General features: G+C 51.4%; 13 protein-coding genes and 1 pseudogene. 5 read left to right on the forward strand and 9 right to left on the reverse strand.

What is annotated here, in order from left to right; all coding sequences use genetic code 11:
* Nucleotides 1–278: 278 nt before the first annotated feature.
* The 4 genes from gyrB to ACTHS4_RS06645 form a co-directional block, all read right to left on the reverse strand.
* Complete coding sequence (gene gyrB / locus ACTHS4_RS06630) at nucleotides 279–2669, reverse strand: DNA topoisomerase (ATP-hydrolyzing) subunit B (protein WP_070825907.1); 2391 nt, start codon at nucleotides 2667–2669, stop codon at nucleotides 279–281.
* Between the two features lie 194 nt (nucleotides 2670–2863).
* A complete protein-coding gene (prmA, locus tag ACTHS4_RS06635; RefSeq protein ID WP_070825829.1) occupies nucleotides 2864–3751 on the reverse strand; it encodes a 50S ribosomal protein L11 methyltransferase in 888 nt (295 codons plus the stop codon).
* 90 nt (nucleotides 3752–3841) lie between these two features.
* Nucleotides 3842–4651: a 4-hydroxy-tetrahydrodipicolinate reductase gene (dapB, locus tag ACTHS4_RS06640; RefSeq protein WP_003684215.1), complete on the reverse strand. Its 810-nt coding sequence runs from the start codon at nucleotides 4649–4651 to the stop codon at nucleotides 3842–3844.
* A gap of 9 nt (nucleotides 4652–4660) precedes the next feature.
* Nucleotides 4661–5056, reverse strand: a complete 396-nt coding sequence (locus tag ACTHS4_RS06645; protein ID WP_039862532.1) for an outer membrane protein assembly factor BamE — start codon at nucleotides 5054–5056, stop codon at nucleotides 4661–4663.
* Nucleotides 5057–5207: 151 nt separating this feature from the next.
* Here ACTHS4_RS06645 and fur point away from each other — a divergent pair, with 151 nt between their 5' ends.
* The 3 genes from fur to dapD all read left to right on the forward strand — a co-directional run bounded on the left by fur (nucleotide 5208) and on the right by dapD (nucleotide 7613).
* A complete protein-coding gene (gene fur, locus ACTHS4_RS06650; RefSeq protein ID WP_003682812.1) occupies nucleotides 5208–5705 on the forward strand; it encodes a ferric iron uptake transcriptional regulator in 498 nt (165 codons plus the stop codon).
* Nucleotides 5706–5782: 77 nt separating this feature from the next.
* Nucleotides 5783–6529: a leucyl/phenylalanyl-tRNA--protein transferase gene (gene aat / locus ACTHS4_RS06655; RefSeq protein ID WP_070825908.1), complete on the forward strand. Its 747-nt coding sequence runs from the start codon at nucleotides 5783–5785 to the stop codon at nucleotides 6527–6529.
* A gap of 262 nt (nucleotides 6530–6791) precedes the next feature.
* Complete coding sequence (dapD, locus tag ACTHS4_RS06660) at nucleotides 6792–7613, forward strand: 2,3,4,5-tetrahydropyridine-2,6-dicarboxylate N-succinyltransferase (RefSeq protein WP_070825830.1); 822 nt, start codon at nucleotides 6792–6794, stop codon at nucleotides 7611–7613.
* Nucleotides 7614–7811: 198 nt separating this feature from the next.
* Here dapD and ACTHS4_RS06665 read toward each other — a convergent pair whose 3' ends face one another.
* From ACTHS4_RS06665 to ACTHS4_RS06685, 5 genes and pseudogenes are all read right to left on the reverse strand, one after another.
* On the reverse strand, nucleotides 7812–8606 hold the full coding sequence (locus ACTHS4_RS06665) for a glycosyltransferase family 8 protein (protein ID WP_070825831.1): 795 nt from the start codon (nucleotides 8604–8606) through the stop codon (nucleotides 7812–7814).
* Nucleotides 8607–8644: 38 nt separating this feature from the next.
* Complete coding sequence (rmuC, locus tag ACTHS4_RS06670; RefSeq protein WP_440365628.1) at nucleotides 8645–10447, reverse strand: DNA recombination protein RmuC; 1803 nt, start codon at nucleotides 10445–10447, stop codon at nucleotides 8645–8647.
* Nucleotides 10448–11474: 1027 nt separating this feature from the next.
* A complete protein-coding gene (gene mnmE / locus ACTHS4_RS06675) occupies nucleotides 11475–12839 on the reverse strand; it encodes a tRNA uridine-5-carboxymethylaminomethyl(34) synthesis GTPase MnmE (RefSeq protein WP_371460284.1) in 1365 nt (454 codons plus the stop codon).
* Between the two features lie 112 nt (nucleotides 12840–12951).
* Entirely contained in the window at nucleotides 12952–13491 is a 540-nt protein-coding gene (locus tag ACTHS4_RS06680; RefSeq protein WP_004520918.1) for a DUF924 family protein, read from the reverse strand.
* A 255-nt stretch (nucleotides 13492–13746) separates the two neighbouring features.
* Nucleotides 13747–13830, reverse strand: a pseudogene (locus ACTHS4_RS06685) (NAD(P)-dependent oxidoreductase); the annotation flags it as partial.
* Between the two features lie 119 nt (nucleotides 13831–13949).
* On the opposite strand from ACTHS4_RS06685, the gene ACTHS4_RS06690 reads away from it, so the two are divergent.
* Together ACTHS4_RS06690 and ACTHS4_RS06695 are read left to right on the forward strand one after the other, a co-directional pair.
* Nucleotides 13950–14840, forward strand: coding sequence for a LysR family transcriptional regulator (locus ACTHS4_RS06690; RefSeq protein WP_371460283.1), 891 nt, complete (start codon nucleotides 13950–13952; stop codon nucleotides 14838–14840).
* A complete protein-coding gene (locus ACTHS4_RS06695) occupies nucleotides 14837–15109 on the forward strand; it encodes a GIY-YIG nuclease family protein (RefSeq protein WP_440365629.1) in 273 nt (90 codons plus the stop codon). Before ACTHS4_RS06690 ends, ACTHS4_RS06695 begins: the two co-directional genes overlap by 4 nt.
* The last annotated feature ends 261 nt before the right edge of the window (nucleotides 15110–15370 follow it).

Genomic DNA, 15370 nt, shown 5'->3' on the forward strand with positions numbered 1-15370 from the left:
GTGAGTGCGCAAAGCCATCTGAAGGCAATGTGTTTGAACCTTTTGAAAGCGGCTAACAGGCTAAGTGTGCCTGTTGCTGCCTAAAAGGCGGCCGGATACCTGATTAATCAGGTATCCAAGGGGGGATTAAGGGGGTATTTGAGTAGAATCAATGGATATTTGAAATAAAAACAGCCGAAAATCTTTATTTAGGTTTCGGCCATCGGGGAAAAGGAATTTTGCAAAGGTCTCAGGCCGTCTGAAAATCGTTTTTCAGACGGCCTTTTATCTTCTCATGCTTAGGCGTCGATGTTTTGCGCCAGCAGGGCGTTGTTTTCGATGAAGGCGCGGCGCGGTTCGACTTCGTCGCCCATCAGGGTTACGAACACTTCGTCGGCGGCGATGGCGTCTTCGATGCGGACTTTCAGGAGGCGGCGGACGGTAGGATCCATCGTGGTTTCCCAAAGTTGTTCCGGGTTCATCTCGCCCAAGCCTTTGTATCGTTGGATGGACATGCCTTTTTGGGCAACGCTCATTAAGATGTCCAAAGCGCCTTCAAAGCTGTCAATGTCGTATTCGTTGTCGCCTTTGCAGAGCTTTGCCCCTTTGCCGACCATGCCTTTGAGTGCGGCGGCGGTTTGGGTAAGGGTTTGGTAGGCTTTGCTGTTGAGGAACTTAGGCTCGAGGTAGCTCACCATCACATTGCCGTGCAGTTTGCGTGTGATTTTGATGAACTGGTGTCCTTCGTGGCCTTCGATGCGTTCGAGTGCGACTTCTTTTTCGTCCAAGAGGCCGCTCAATTCGGCAACGGCGCGGTCTGCACTTTCTGCCGTGCTGAGATCGACCGGTGAAGCGTGCAGCATGGCATGCAGGACGAGTTCGTCAATGATGCGGCTTTCTTGCTCGATGACGGTTTTGGCCAACAGGAATTGTTTGGCGGTATTGGCAAGCTCTTCGCCTTCGATGGTACGGCCGTCTGAAACGATTTTGGCTTTTTCCAAGGCCAAACCGAGTAGCCATTGGTCTTTTTCCAATTCGTCTTTGAGATAGCGCTCTTGTTTGCCGTATTTGGCTTTGTACAAAGGCGGCTGGGCGATGTAGATGTAGCCGCGTTCGACCAGCTCGGGCATTTGGCGGTAGAAGAAGGTCAGGAGCAGGGTGCGGATGTGCGCGCCGTCCACGTCGGCATCGGTCATGATGATGATGCGGTGGTAGCGCAGTTTTTCGGCATTGAATTCTTCTTTGCCGATGCCTGCGCCCAAAGCGGTAATCAGCGTGGCGACTTCTTGGCTGGCCAGCATTTTTTCAAAACGTGCTTTTTCGACGTTCAAAATCTTACCTTTGAGCGGCAAAATCGCTTGAAATTTGCGGTCGCGGCCCTGCATGGCGGAACCGCCTGCGGAGTCGCCCTCGACGAGGTAGAGTTCGGACAGGGCAGGGTCTTTTTCTTGGCAGTCGGCAAGTTTACCCGGCAGGCCCAAGCCGTCCATCACGCCTTTGCGGCGGGTAATTTCGCGGGCTTTTCGTGCGGCTTCGCGCGCGCGGGCGGCATCGACGATTTTGCTGGTGATAATTTTGGCTTCGGTCGGGTTTTCTTCAAGGAAGTCGGTCAGGGCTTGGTTGATGACTTCATTGACAACGGGGCCGATTTCGCTGGAAACCAGTTTGTCTTTGGTTTGCGATGAGAATTTCGGATCGGGCAGTTTGACGGACAAAACGCAGGTCAGGCCTTCGCGCATATCGTCGCCGGCGGTTTCCACTTTGGCTTTTTTAGCCACTTCGTTGGCTTCGATATAGTTGTTGATGGTACGAGTCATCACTTGGCGTAATGCGGTCAGGTGAGTACCGCCATCACGTTGCGGAATGTTGTTGGTAAAACATTGCACGCTTTCTTGGTAGCTGTCGTTCCATTGCATCGCGCATTCGACGCTCATGCCGTCTTTTTCGCCGAACGCGTAGAAGATTTTTTCGTGCAACGGCGTTTTTTTACGGTTCATGTATTGCACGAAGCCGGCCACGCCGCCAGAGAGGGCGAAGCTTTCATGTCTGCCGTCGCGTTCGTCGATCAGCTCGATGTCTACGCCGTTATTCAGGAAGGAGAGTTCGCGGATACGTTTGGCAAGGGTGTCGAAGCTGTATTCGACGTTGCCGAAGGTTTCGCTGCTGGCGAGGAAGCGTACGGTCGTGCCTTTTTTGTCGGAATCGCCGACAACCTTCAACGGCTCTTCGGTTTCGCCGCGTACGAAGCGGACGAAGTGTTCTTTGCCGTCGCGGTAGATGGTCAGCGTTACCCAGTCGGACAGCGCGTTGACGACGGAGACGCCCACGCCGTGCAGGCCGCCGGAGATTTTGTAGCTGTTGTTGTCGAATTTGCCGCCCGCGTGCAAGACGGTCATGATGACTTCGGCGGCGGAGCGGCCTTCTTTCGGGTGGATGCCGGTCGGCATGCCGCGGCCGTTGTCGGCCACGCTGACGGAATTGTCGGCATGGATGGTTACGGTGATTTTGTCGCAATGTCCGGCGAGCGCTTCGTCAATGGCGTTGTCGAGCACCTCGAACACCATGTGGTGCAGGCCGCTGCCGTCCTGCGTGTCGCCGATATACATACCGGGGCGTTTGCGTACCGCTTCCAAGCCTTCTAGCACTTGTATGCTGTCGGCGCCGTATTCTTCGTGTTTTTGGTCAGTCATGGTCTTTTCTTGCTGAATTTCAAGGAATTTTTCCGTACGCACAATGAAATGTCAAACGGGCGCGGCGGATGTGTTCCGAAAGGTCAAAATAATAGGCAATTATACCTGATTTTGCTGGAATATTCAGCGTTTTAAGTGCAAAAAGGCCGTCTGAAAGATTAAATTTCAGACGGCCTTTGTATCGGAAAACAGGTTTAGCGTTTGACGCCGCTCAATCGCGCCCAGCCTTCTTCGATTTCGGCAGGCTCGATGTTGAACCATTGACTGTAAATGCCGCTGAGTTCTTCGACTTGTTCGTCCAAAAGGCCGGACAAGACAATACGGCCGCCTTGTTTGGTACGCGCGGCAAGCATTTCGCCGAGCATACGCAGCGGGTTGGCCAGAATGTTGGCGACAACGACATCAAATTGACCTTGCGGCAGGCCGTCCGGCAGGTAGAACTGCGCGTCGACGTTGTTTTGTGCGGCATTGTCTTTGCTGGCGCGGATGGCTTGTTCGTCAATGTCTACGCCGATGGCGGAGCCTGCGCCGAGTTTGAGGGCGGCAATGGCCAAAATGCCTGAGCCGCAGCCGTAGTCCAATACGCTTTCACCGCCTTTGAGCTGCGTGTCCAGCCATTTGAGGCAGAGGCGTGTGGTCGGGTGGCTGCCTGTGCCGAAGGCAAGGCCCGGGTCGAGTTGCAGGTTGACGGCGTTGCCGTTGGGTGCTTCGTGCCAAGACGGGGTAATCCACAGGCGGTCGGAAATTTGAATCGGGTCGAATTGCGCTTGGGTCAGGCGTACCCAGTCTTGATCTTCAAGGATTTCGCCGGTGTATTTCAAATCGTTCAAACCGCATTCCTGCGCGGCGGCTTCGATAATGGAAGCGGCATCGTCGCTTTCGCCGAAAAGGGCGATGACTTTGCTTTGTTGCCAGATTTGTTCGGTCGGCATGCCCGGCTCGCCGAAAATGGCCTGCTCGTTTTCTGTACCGGCGTAGGCATCTTCAATGGCGGCGGACAATGCGCCGTGTTCCATCAGCGCGTCGGCAAGGCGTTCGGCGACGGCATCGTTGACGTTGATGGTGATTTGTTGATAGGACATGGTGGGGCTTTCTTTGTTAATAAGGCCGTCTGAAAATCGACGTTGTGCTTTCAGACGGCCTTGTAAGGTATGAAACCTGATGATGCGGGTTTATCGGTTTTTCAAACCCAGTACGTCTTGCATATCGTACAGGCCTTTTTTGCCGTTTGCCCAAACTGCGGCGCGTACGGCACCGGCGGCAAAGGTCATGCGGCTGCTGGCCTTGTGGGTGATTTCCACGCGCTCGCCGTCGGTGGCGAAGAGGGCGGTGTGGTCGCCGACGATGTCGCCTGCGCGGACGGTGGCAAAACCGATGGTGGACGGATCGCGCGGGCCGGTATGGCCTTCGCGGCCGTAAACGGCGCATTCTTTGAGGTCGCGGCCGAGGGCGTCGGCAATGACTTCGCCCATACGCAATGCGGTACCGCTTGGGGCATCGACTTTGTGGCGGTGGTGGCCTTCGATGATTTCGATGTCGTAGCCTTCGTTTAACACGCGGGCGACGGTGTCGAGGATATGGAAGGTCAGGTTGACGCCGACGCTGAAGTTGGCGGCGAAAACAACGCCTATTTTTTCGCCTGCGGCTTGGATGGCGGCTTTGCCTGCATCATCAAAACCGGTCGTGCCGATGATGATGTTGACGCCTTTTTCCACGCATTTTTGTAGGTGTTTCAGGGTTGGCTCGGGGCGGGTAAAGTCGATGAGGACATCGCTTTGAGCCAGTACGGCATCCACGTCGTCTGAAATGGCAACGCCGGTTTTGAGGCCGGAGGCGAAGCCTGCATCCAAACCCAATACTTCCGAACCGGAATGCTCGAGTGCGCCGGAGAGGACGGCATCGGGATGGTTGTTGACCGCTTCAACCAAAACACGACCCATGCGGCCGTTGACGCCGGCAATGGCGATTTTCAATGCGCTCATGGGGCTTCCTTATTTCGCGTTGGTTTCGGTAGTTGGAACGACGTTTTGTCCAGCTTGAACCGCTTCGATGGATTTCTGAATGGCATCGCCTTCGGCTCGTGCAAGGACGTCGTTTTCAAAGTACAGGGTCAGGTTGCTTTGTTCTTTGATGATGCCGTTGCGGCTGGTGTTGAAAGTGTAATCCCAGCGGTCGGCATGGAAGGCGTCGCGCAGGAGCGGCGTGCCGAGCAGCAGTTGGACTTGGTCGCGGGTCATACCTTGGCGCAGGGAAACCACGGCGCGGGGATTGAGCTCGTTACCTTGAATGATTTTGAGTTTGTAGGATGGAAAGTTGGATACGCGCTCGGCACTGCATGAGGCCAGACCTAAAATAGCGGCGATGGCAAGGCATAAGGCTTTATTCACGGGCTTACCTTTCTGTGTCATTTCGGGAAAGATGTTTATCATCGCTTGAATATTTTTAAAAAGCAAACGATAATCATCTTCTTAATTTTTCTTTTCGCCGATTTTCAATTGCAAGACCGGCGGCAGATTGTCGCCCTTTAACGGTCCAATAGTGGGCAAACGGGCGGAAAGTGCGTATTATAACGGTTATTACCTTACAGGGATATTGAATATTATGGAAAAATTCAGCAACATTGCGCAATTGAAAGACAGCGGTTTGAAAGTTACGGGTCCACGTTTGAAAATTTTGGACTTGTTCGAGACTCATGCCGAGGAGCATTTGAGTGCGGAAGATGTGTACCGTATCCTGTTGGAAGAGGGTGTGGAAATCGGCGTGGCGACGATTTACCGTGTGCTGACCCAATTTGAACAGGCCGGCATTTTGCAACGCCACCATTTTGAAACCGGCAAAGCGGTTTACGAATTGGACAAAGGCGATCACCACGACCACATCGTCTGCGTGAAATGCGGCGAAGTAACCGAATTCCACAATCCGGAAATCGAAGCGCTGCAAGACAAAATTGCCGAAGAAAACGGCTACCGCATTGTCGATCACGCGCTGTATATGTACGGCGTATGTGGCGAATGCCAAACCAAAACCAAACGTTAATCAGTTTGTATGTTGATTTTTCAGACGGCCTTGGGCATTTTCAGCCTGAGGCCGTCTGAAACTTTATGGGCTTTACGATGAAGATTCCTTTTCTTGCGCCACAGGATTATTGTTTCCCCGACCCGTCTTACGCTTTGGCAGAATGCGACGGCTTGGTTGGTGTCAGCGGTGATTTGGATACGGGGCGGCTGCTGTCGGCGTATGTGCAGGGGATTTTTCCGTGGTTTAGCCGCGACGGTTGGTTTTTCTGGTATGCGGTTGCGCCGCGGGCCGTGATTGTGCCGGAAAGCCTGCATATAGGCCGTTCGCTCGCCAAAACTTTGCGTCACAAGCCGTATCGGGTAACGGTCAACCGCTGTTTTGAAAAAGTGATTGCCCATTGCGCCAATGTGCCGCGTCCGGAACAGGACGGAACGTGGATAGAACCTGCGTTTCAGACGGCCTATTTGAAGCTGCACCATCAGGGGCATGCGCATTCGTTTGAATGCTGGCTGCCGGATGAGCAAGGCGAAATGCAGTTGGCAGGCGGGTTTTACGGCGTGCAAATCGGCTGCGTGTTTTATGGCGAATCGATGTTTGCCTTGCGTCCCGATGCGTCCAAGATTGCGTTTGCCTGCGCCGTCCCGTTTTTGGCGGATTTGGGCGTTGCGCTGATAGACTGTCAGCAGGATACCGAACATATGCGCCGTTTCGGTTCACAGTTGATGGATTTTGCCGACTTTCAGACGGCCTTGAAGGATTTGAATGCGAAACCGTTAAAGCGGAATATCGAATGCGGCGTGGTGGCTGAAAATCTGCTGCAAAAGATTGGTGGCAAAGATTGATTTATCGGCACGGCGTGTCGGCAGAAGCGATAGTCTGTATATCGTAGCTGGAAAATTAGTTAGAAAATAAATGCGATTCAACTTTCTTGGATAGGCCGTCTGAAAATCTTGGCTTAACCGAAATCCGGTCGTGTAATGCTCGGCGCTCATCATGTTAATAGCTGACGAAATCGCTTTTACATGGCAAAATAACGAGTTAAATATTTGTAATAGGGTGGCCTGAATAGGTTTCAGACGGCCCTGATCTCTTGAAGGAATCAACATGTCTTTGCAAAACATCATTGAAACGGCTTTTGAAAACCGTGCCGAAATCAATCCGAATACCGTTACTCCCGAAGTGCGTGAAGCGGTTTTGGAAACCATTCATCAACTCGACTCCGGCAAACTGCGCGTTGCCGAGCGTTTGGGTGTGGGCGAATGGAAAGTCAACGAATGGGCGAAAAAAGCCGTATTGCTGTCTTTCCGCATTCAGGACAATGAAATCCTCAACGACGGTGTGAACAAATACTTCGACAAAGTGCCGACTAAATTTGCCGATTGGTCTGAAGACGAATTCCGCAGCGCAGGTTTCCGTGCAGTTCCGGGTGCGATTGCCCGCCGCGGCAGCTTTGTGGCGAAAAATGTCGTGTTGATGCCTTCTTATGTCAACATCGGCGCATACGTTGACGAAGGTGCGATGGTCGATACTTGGGCGACTGTCGGCTCTTGCGCGCAAATCGGTAAAAACGTGCACTTGAGCGGCGGCGTCGGCATCGGCGGCGTACTCGAGCCTCTGCAAGCCAGCCCGACCATTATTGAAGACAACTGCTTTATCGGTGCGCGTTCTGAAATCGTTGAGGGCGTGATTGTCGAAGAAGGCAGCGTGATTTCTATGGGCGTATTCATCGGTCAATCCACCAAAATCCTTGACCGTACTACCGGCGAAATCTATCAAGGCCGCGTACCGGCAGGTTCGGTTGTTGTATCCGGCAGCATGCCTTCCAAAGACGGCAGCCACAGCCTCTACTGCGCGGTTATCGTCAAACGTGTGGACGCGCAAACCCGTGCGAAAACCAGCGTGAACGAATTGTTGCGCGGTATCTAATCGGATAACGATAACGCTGACTGAGGGTGGGTGCAAAGCCTGCTTTATGGTCGGGTTTGAACACAAAACAGGTAGAATGTTCTGCCTGTTTTTTTATGGCTTAAAGGCCGTCTGAAACGATTTCAGACGGCCTTTGTTTTTGATGATGGGTTGTTTTAAGGTCAATTGAGGCAAGGGAAGAGTATTCCCTGTCTGAGACTACGTTTCCGGCCAGTCGGCGCAATAGTATTGCCAATAGATTTCTTCAAAAGGAATCTTGCCGTAATCGCACAACCACGGTTTGGCGCGTGAGGTGTAGTGGATGATGGGCGGGGTGGTATCCGGCAGAGGGAACATTTCGTCAAGGTCGTATGTTTGGAAAAATCTTCTGGCGCCGGTTTGGTAATTCCAAGATTCTTCCAATTGCAGCCAGTTTTCTTGAAATACGGTGTTTAGAAAGCATTGGTCGCCGTAGGGGACGGTTTTATCAATGGTGGCGGCGGTTTGCAGCAGTTGCGCTGCGATATTGTGTTTGCGCCATTGACCCAAATCAGCCAGCAGCATACCGGAATTGAAATAGGGCGTGGTATGCAGGCCGGTCGGATGGTTCCAATCGGTACGGGCGAGATAGGAATCTTGTACGGCGGCGACGGGATAGCCGCGCATATCGAGGTTGAATAAATCGTGCAGGGATTGGGTAACCACCATATCGCTGTCGAGATAAAGGGCGCGGTCGACGGGCAGGTGCTGCATCATCAGGCGGAAAAATGCGGCATCCGAAATATGGGACAGGCGGCGATATTGGCTGAAGTCCATTTCGATTTTGACATCATTCAGACGGCTGCCGCTGGCGGCGAGTTTTTGGTTGGTATAGTTGATCCATTCCTTCCTGAAGGTGTTGTGCATAAGGTAGAAATTGACACCTGTATTGTGCGTACAGACGGACTTCATTAGGGTATGAACCTGCTCGGCGTAGCCGGTATCGGCGGCAAGGACGATGGTGATGTTGCTCATTGGTTAAATTCCCTTTATTTGCAATGTTTTAAATTTTGTCAGTCATTTTCTTGGTCTTGTGCGGTCGGTAAGGCGGCGTGGTCTTCGTTTTCCGACATAGCTTTTTCTAATAAATCGCGTTGCAGCTGTTTGCTGGCTTTGATGCCCAATTTGCGTAGTTTTTCGGTGCTGCTGATGAGGTTGCCCCTACCGGAAACCAAGCGGCCATAGGCCGTCTGAAACTGGGATTGAGCCTGACTAAGCGCTTTATTGATGCCATCCATGCTTTCGACAAAGCCGACAAATTTGTCATAGAGTTTGCTGCCTGCCTCGGCAATGGCCAGCGCGTTTTGGTTTTGCTGCTCGTTGCGCCAGATGTTGGCAACGGTGCGCAGGGTGGCGAGCAGGGTGCTGGGGCCGGTCAGCATGATGCGTTTGTCGAAACACTCTTGGAAGAGGTTCGGATCGTGTTGCAGGGCGAGGAGGTAGGCCGGTTCGACAGGGACGAACATAAAGATGAAATCCAGCGTCTTGACACCCTCAAGGTCGGTGTAGTCTTTTGCTGCCAAGCTTTTGATATGGGCGCGGATGCTAGCGACGTGGTTGGCAAGCTCGCGTTCTGCTTCTGCGCCGGTGCTTTGCGTATAGCGGACGTAGGCGGTCAGCGATACTTTGGAGTCGATGACGATTTGTTTGTTGTCGGGCAGATTGATGAGGACGTCGGGCTGGAGGCGGCGCTGGGTGCCGTCTGCTTCGTGGCGGACGCTGGAAGCTTGAACGATGTATTCGCGGCCTTTTTGCAGACCGGAATTTTCCAATACGCTTTCCAAAATCATCTCGCCCCAGTTGCCTTGGGTTTTGTTTTGCGTGCCGGTCAGCGCAGTGGTCAGCGCTTTGGCATCGTGGTGGAGCTGGGTGTTGAGTGTTTGCAGGCGTTTGAGCTCGTTTTCGATGGTCAAGCGCTCTTTGGCTTCTTTTTCATAAGTCTGCTGAACCAGCTCGCTGAAGCCGTGGATGCGTTCGTTGAGCGGATTGAGCAGTTGCTGGAGATGGTCGTGGTTTTGTTCGGTAAAGCGGCGGCTTTTCTCTTCCAAAATAGTGTTGGCGAGGTTTTGGAACTGGTCGCTCAGGTTTTTACGCGCGTCCGCCAATAGAGCTAGTTTTTCTTCGGCAGCCTGACGGTCTTTTTCCGATTGGGTGTTGAGGCGCTCGTTTTGGACTTGAAGCGCGTGGTTTTGCTCTAAAAGGGCGGCGTATTCTTGTTTCAGACGGCCTTTTTCGGTTTCTTGCTGTTGTAAAAGGCTGTTTTTGTCGTCGATATTGGCTTTTTCTTGCGTCAGTTGTGTGGAGAGGCGTTCGTTTTGGACTTGCAGCGCATGGTTTTGCTCCAAAAGCGTGTCGTAGTCTTGTTTCAGACGGCCTTTTTCCGCTTCCTGTTGTTGCAAAAGCGTATTTTTATCTGCACTCAATGCTTGTTCTTGAACCAGCTGAGTGTTTAGGCGTTCGTTGTTGATTTGCAGGTTTTGCGCACTTTGCTGCCATTTTGCACATTCGTGTTTTAAAGCTTCGGCTTCGGCCTCGCAATCTTGCAGATAGGCAATCTGTTTTTCGGCTGCGGCAAAGCGGTTGCCTGTCTCCTGCAATTCGTCTTGCAATTCCTGCACGGTATGGCGGCTTTGCGCCAAATCCGCCGCAGTTTGAGCCTGCACCTGTTCGGCAAACTCATGTAGGCGGCGACTTTCGGCCAATTCTTGCAAAACAATAAAGTGTCGGCTTTGGGCTTGGTAGCGTGTTATCAGCCAAGCAAACAGCGCGCCGATAAAAAATGCGGCCGCGCCGGTCAGGATTAGGGTGTTGTTCATGCTGGAAATAGTCAATACGCAGAATGTTTCACTATATCATATATTTGCAGCGCATTTTATGGTCGGATATGTACTAGAAACGTGTGTTTTCTTTAAAAGAAGCTATCAAAGGTATTGGTTTTGACTAATTGAACATTTAGGTTGTGAAAAAGATAGATCTATAACATTTTGAATTTAAAAATATATTTAATTTAGAGTGCGATTTTACAACAAAAAAGGAGGGATTTTATGGGCGCAACAAGATACGTTTGTAGTGTGTATGTAATTAAGACATCGGTGTCATTGAGAAAGACATCGGTGTCATTTTCAAAACAAAATATAAATTAACTAAAATCTTTGTTATGTATGTTTTTAGTATTTTTTCTTTACAGAAAAGTTGTATTAATTAACAATTAACACGGTATGATTCGTCCTGTTTGCAGCGCAGATGCCGACGAAAAAATGTGTATGTTGTTAAATAACATTTTGTATCTATGAAAAAGGACTACTTAAAATGGGAAATTTAATAACGCTTGCTGCCGCTTCTTTAATCGGTATGTCCGGAATATCAGCTTCTGCCATCGGCATCTCCCGTAATATCGAAACGGTAGTACACAAATAATTCAATCATAAACGAATTAATTACAATACTTCAGAAAACGCAACTTAGGCCGTTTTTCGGCCGACAGACAAGAAAGTGAGATAAACAATGAAAACTTTAATCAAACTGGCAGCAGCCTCTTTAATCGGTATGTCCGGCCTGACCGTCGGCGCAACCAATATCGCCCACAATATGGCTGATGCCGCCAAATAAAAAATACACAACACACCCTTAAATACACAGAAAAGAGTTAAAATGAAAACATTAATTAAATTGGCCGCAGCTTCTTTGATCGGCATGTCCGGTTTGACAGTTGGTGCGACCAAAATCGCAAAAAATATGGCAGAAGCTGCCAATAAATAAACGCAAGTGAAATTAAGCTTGTTTTGGTGATAAAAAAGGCCGTCTGAACATTCAGACGGCCTTTGTATTTGATGGCAAACCGTTTTATTTGCCGATACAGAAGCGCGAGAAAATCACGCCCAGCAAATCGTCGGCGGTAAATTCGCCGGTGATTTCGCTGCAGGCGTTTTGGGCGAGGCGCAGGTGTTCGGCGAAAAGCTCGATTTGGTTGTTGTTGCAGAGGGCGGCATTTTCCAGCTCGGCTTCGGCTTCGTGCAAAGCGTTGAGGTGGCGGCTGCGGGCGAGGAACAGGCTTTCACTTTCGCCCTGCCAGCCGACTTCCTGCAACAGCGCGTGTTTGAGCAAATCGAGGCCGGCGCCGGTTTTGGCTGACAGGCTAATGACGCTTTCCGCGCCGGTTTGAGCGAGGCCGTCTGAACGGACGGCGACGGGTTCGCCGGTCAGGTCGGCTTTGTTGTGGATTTCGATTTTTTTCAAACCTTCGGGCAGGCTGTTCAAAATGGCTTGGGTTTTGGCGTTCACGCCTTCGCGCGGGTCAATCAGAATCAGGGCGACATCGGCTTCGGAAACGGCTTTGCGGCTGCGCTCGATACCGATTTGTTCGACCACGTCGTCGGTTTCGCGCAGGCCGGCGGTGTCGATGATGTGGACGGGCACGCCGTCGAGGGTGATTTGTTCGCGCACGGTGTCGCGGGTGGTACCGGCGATGTCGGTTACAATGGCGATGTCGTCGCCAGCCAAGGCATTGAGCAGGCTGGATTTGCCGACGTTGGGCGCGCCGACGAGGACGACGTTCATGCCTTCGCGCAAAATTGCGCCTTGTTCCGCGCTGGCGAGGACGGTTTTCAGACGGCCTTGCAGGGCTTGGAGCTTGCCGCGCGCGTCGGCGGCTTCGAGAAAGTCGATGTCTTCTTCGGGGAAGTCTAACGTGGCTTCGACCAGCATCCGCAAAGTAATAAGGTCGTCCACCAGCTCGTGTATGTGTTGGGAAAACGCGCCTTTGAGCGAACGCAACGCCATGCGTGCGGCGGACTTGCTGGAGGCGTCGATGAGGTCGGCGACGCTTTCGGCTTGGGCAAGGTCGAGTTTGTTGTTGAGGAAGGCGCGTTTGGTAAATTCGCCCGGCTCCGCCATACGAGTGCCCAGTTCGAGGCAGCGCGAAAGCAGCATATCCATCACGACGGGGCCGCCGTGTCCCTGCAATTCAATCACGTCTTCGCCGGTAAAGCTGGCGGGGGCGGCGAAGTAGAGCAGGATGCCGTTGTCTATCGGCTGTCCGTCGCCGCCGAGAAAGTCGGTGTAAAGCGCGGTACGCGGTTTGGGCGTTTTGCCGCCGCTGAGGGTTTGCGCCAAAGGCAGCAGGTTTTTGCCGGAAAGACGGATCACACCGACGCCGCCGCGTCCGGGTGCGGTGGCGATGGCGGCGATGGTGGGTTGGGTTGCGGACATGGTTGGCTCGTATCTGGAATTTAATAGACGGTATTATATAGTGATTTCACGATGATGCAGGCCGTCTGAAAACCTTGATTTCGGTTTCAGACGGCCTTTGACTTTGATGGAATTAAAATGATGAACCTTCCTGCTTCAGAAATTCTGCTTCTTCTTCCGTGGTTTTACGCCCCAATACGGCGTTACGGTGCGGATAGCGTCCGAAGTGGTCGATGATGACTTTGTGTTTGATTTCAAAGGCCAATGCGTTTTCATTGGTATAGCGTTCAAACAGCGGTACGGCTTGTTCATGGATAACTTGGCTTTCGCTGTGCATCAACGGCATCAGCATGAAATGGCGTTCATGCGGAAGGAGGTCGGCGAAGCCGGGTTGGCGAACGGCTTCTTGGGCAAGAATGAGTGCAGCAGTATCTTGGGCAAACGCTTGAGGGCTGTCGCGGAACAGATTGCGCGAGAATTGGTCAAGAATAATGATTTCGGCGAGCCTGCCTTGCAGAGTATCGCGCCAGTGTGAAAGTTCGCCGCGAGCTGCCTGCTGCCAGATATCGAAAAATTGAGCGCGAATTTGGGCATCGAATCCATTGTTGCGGGCAAATTGGAAAGGGTGGTTTTCTTCGGTAAACCAGAAATCTAAGACAGTTTGAGGTGTCATGAAAACTCCTTGAAATAGAGTACAGGGAAAATTGAGGCCGTCTGAAAAATTAGAGAGATGCTTTCAGATCATCTTAACCATCAGCGCTTGCGTGAGAAAAGATCGGTAGCGGAGCGGATTGTTGCTCACAATATGCAATTTATGATCTACATCTTTTCAGGATGGGCTCCTTACTACTCTGGTACAGTTCCTTCACTTTGTTCAAAATATTTTTGTAATTTTGATATAAATTGCCGACAGATTTTATTCGTATGTGGAGACGACGACAATATTTTGCACTTGGAAAACTTTGCTTGCGTTGCCGACATAAGCTGTTGCACCAATCACTGCGATTTTCATGTTTTACTCCTTGTTGGGATGTGATTGATTAGATGAGTGCATTGTAAGGCCGTCTGAAACGCTTGATAATCCCTGATTTACTGTTATTATTGTGAAGCTGAACTACATAATTAGTCGAAATGCAAGACATTAAACCCCTGCTTGTTTTCGCTACCGTCCTCGAACACGGCAGTATGAACGCCACTGCGGCCGCGCTGGGCATGACGCCGTCTGCCGTCAGCCAGCACATCAACCGCCTCGAAACCCTGCACGGCATCAAGCTGTTAAACCGCAGTACGCGCAGCCTTGCGCCTACCGATGCAGGCCGCGCTTTGGGCGAATACTGCCGCCGTCTCGCTGCCACCCTTGCCGATACGCGTACCGTTATCGATAATCTGAAAACCGAACCCGTCGGCGAATTGCGCATTTCCCTGACTTCTACGGTCATCGGCTCCCGCGCTTTTCAGACGGCCTTTTCGCGATTGCAAACCGAGTTCCCAAAAATCCGTCCTGTCCTTAATTTCAGCGATACTTTGGACGACCTGCAACACAATCAGACTGACATCGCCATACGCGGCGGCGACCGGGCTTTGGACGATCCCAACTTGGTTGCGCGCCATCTCGCGACTTGGCCGTACATCATTTGCGCCGCACCCGATTATCTCGACCGGTATCCGCCCATTACCCATCCCTCTCAGCTTCATGCACACCGCTGGCTGCATTTTTTACCTGTCCGCACGACCTTGCAACATGGCGGCGAAAGCTATTTTCTCGATATCGCCGACAGCATTGCCTGTACGCATCTTGCCGCCGTGTGTAGTCTGACCGAAAGTGGTTTCGGTTTGTCTTTACAAGTGGGCGGCGAAGTGAGGGAGAAAATTGTACAAGGCCGTCTGAAAGCGGTTTTGCCTGAATGGACATTACCACCGGTCAGCCTTTATTTGGTAACGCCTTATCGTGTGCAGTCTGCCAAAACCGAGGCTGCCGTGCGCATTTTTACCGAGAGTTTTGCCAAAGAGGGGGATTTATGAACGCGGACAATTGGAGCGTTTACCTGATTTTGTGCGAAAACGGCGCGTTTTATTGCGGCATCAGCAACCGTCCGCAAGAACGATTTGCGGCGCACTTGTCAGGAAAAGGCGCGAAATACACGCGGTTGAACAAGCCTGTCGAGATGCGCATTGTTTCAGACGGCCTGAGCAAAAGTGAAGCGTTAAAACGGGAAATCGGCATTAAGAAATTGACGGCAGAGCAGAAGCGGGGATTGTGGGCGGAAGCTGAAACATTGGCAAAAGACTAATGGCGGCAATGGATTAAATTGTAGTCGGGATATGGATAACTACATAAACAAGTAAATCTGCTGGCGTCTTTCGCATAGGCAAACGGCAAATGTTTATTAACATGATTCAAAAAGGCCGTCTGAAACCTGATTGGGGTTCAGACGGCCTTTTTAGGATAAGAGGCGGTTTAATGCTTATGGTATTATCTGGAAAGTTTGTAAAAAATTGAATTTAAAAAGAAACATTAAGATTTAAGAGTATAACTGATTGAACAATAAAAT

The organism is Neisseria sp. P0014.S009, from assembly GCF_051958155.1.
Lineage (GTDB): Bacteria > Pseudomonadota > Gammaproteobacteria > Burkholderiales > Neisseriaceae > Neisseria > Neisseria flavescens_C.

Bases quoted from the DNA above. Each gene is read 5' to 3' on its own strand.
- gyrB (WP_070825907.1), bottom strand. From the start codon at position 2,669: ATGACTGACCAAAAACACGAAGAATACGGCGCCGACAGCATACAAGTG.
- prmA (WP_070825829.1), bottom strand. From the start codon at position 3,751: ATGTCCTATCAACAAATCACCATCAACGTCAACGATGCCGTCGCCGAA.
- dapB (WP_003684215.1), bottom strand. From the start codon at position 4,651: ATGAGCGCATTGAAAATCGCCATTGCCGGCGTCAACGGCCGCATGGGT.
- aat (WP_070825908.1), top strand. From the start codon at position 5,783: ATGAAGATTCCTTTTCTTGCGCCACAGGATTATTGTTTCCCCGACCCG.
- dapD (WP_070825830.1), top strand. From the start codon at position 6,792: ATGTCTTTGCAAAACATCATTGAAACGGCTTTTGAAAACCGTGCCGAA.
- ACTHS4_RS06665 (WP_070825831.1), bottom strand. From the start codon at position 8,606: ATGAGCAACATCACCATCGTCCTTGCCGCCGATACCGGCTACGCCGAG.
- rmuC (WP_440365628.1), bottom strand. From the start codon at position 10,447: ATGAACAACACCCTAATCCTGACCGGCGCGGCCGCATTTTTTATCGGC.
- mnmE (WP_371460284.1), bottom strand. From the start codon at position 12,839: ATGTCCGCAACCCAACCCACCATCGCCGCCATCGCCACCGCACCCGGA.
- ACTHS4_RS06680 (WP_004520918.1), bottom strand. From the start codon at position 13,491: ATGACACCTCAAACTGTCTTAGATTTCTGGTTTACCGAAGAAAACCAC.
- ACTHS4_RS06690 (WP_371460283.1), top strand. From the start codon at position 13,950: ATGCAAGACATTAAACCCCTGCTTGTTTTCGCTACCGTCCTCGAACAC.
- ACTHS4_RS06695 (WP_440365629.1), top strand. From the start codon at position 14,837: ATGAACGCGGACAATTGGAGCGTTTACCTGATTTTGTGCGAAAACGGC.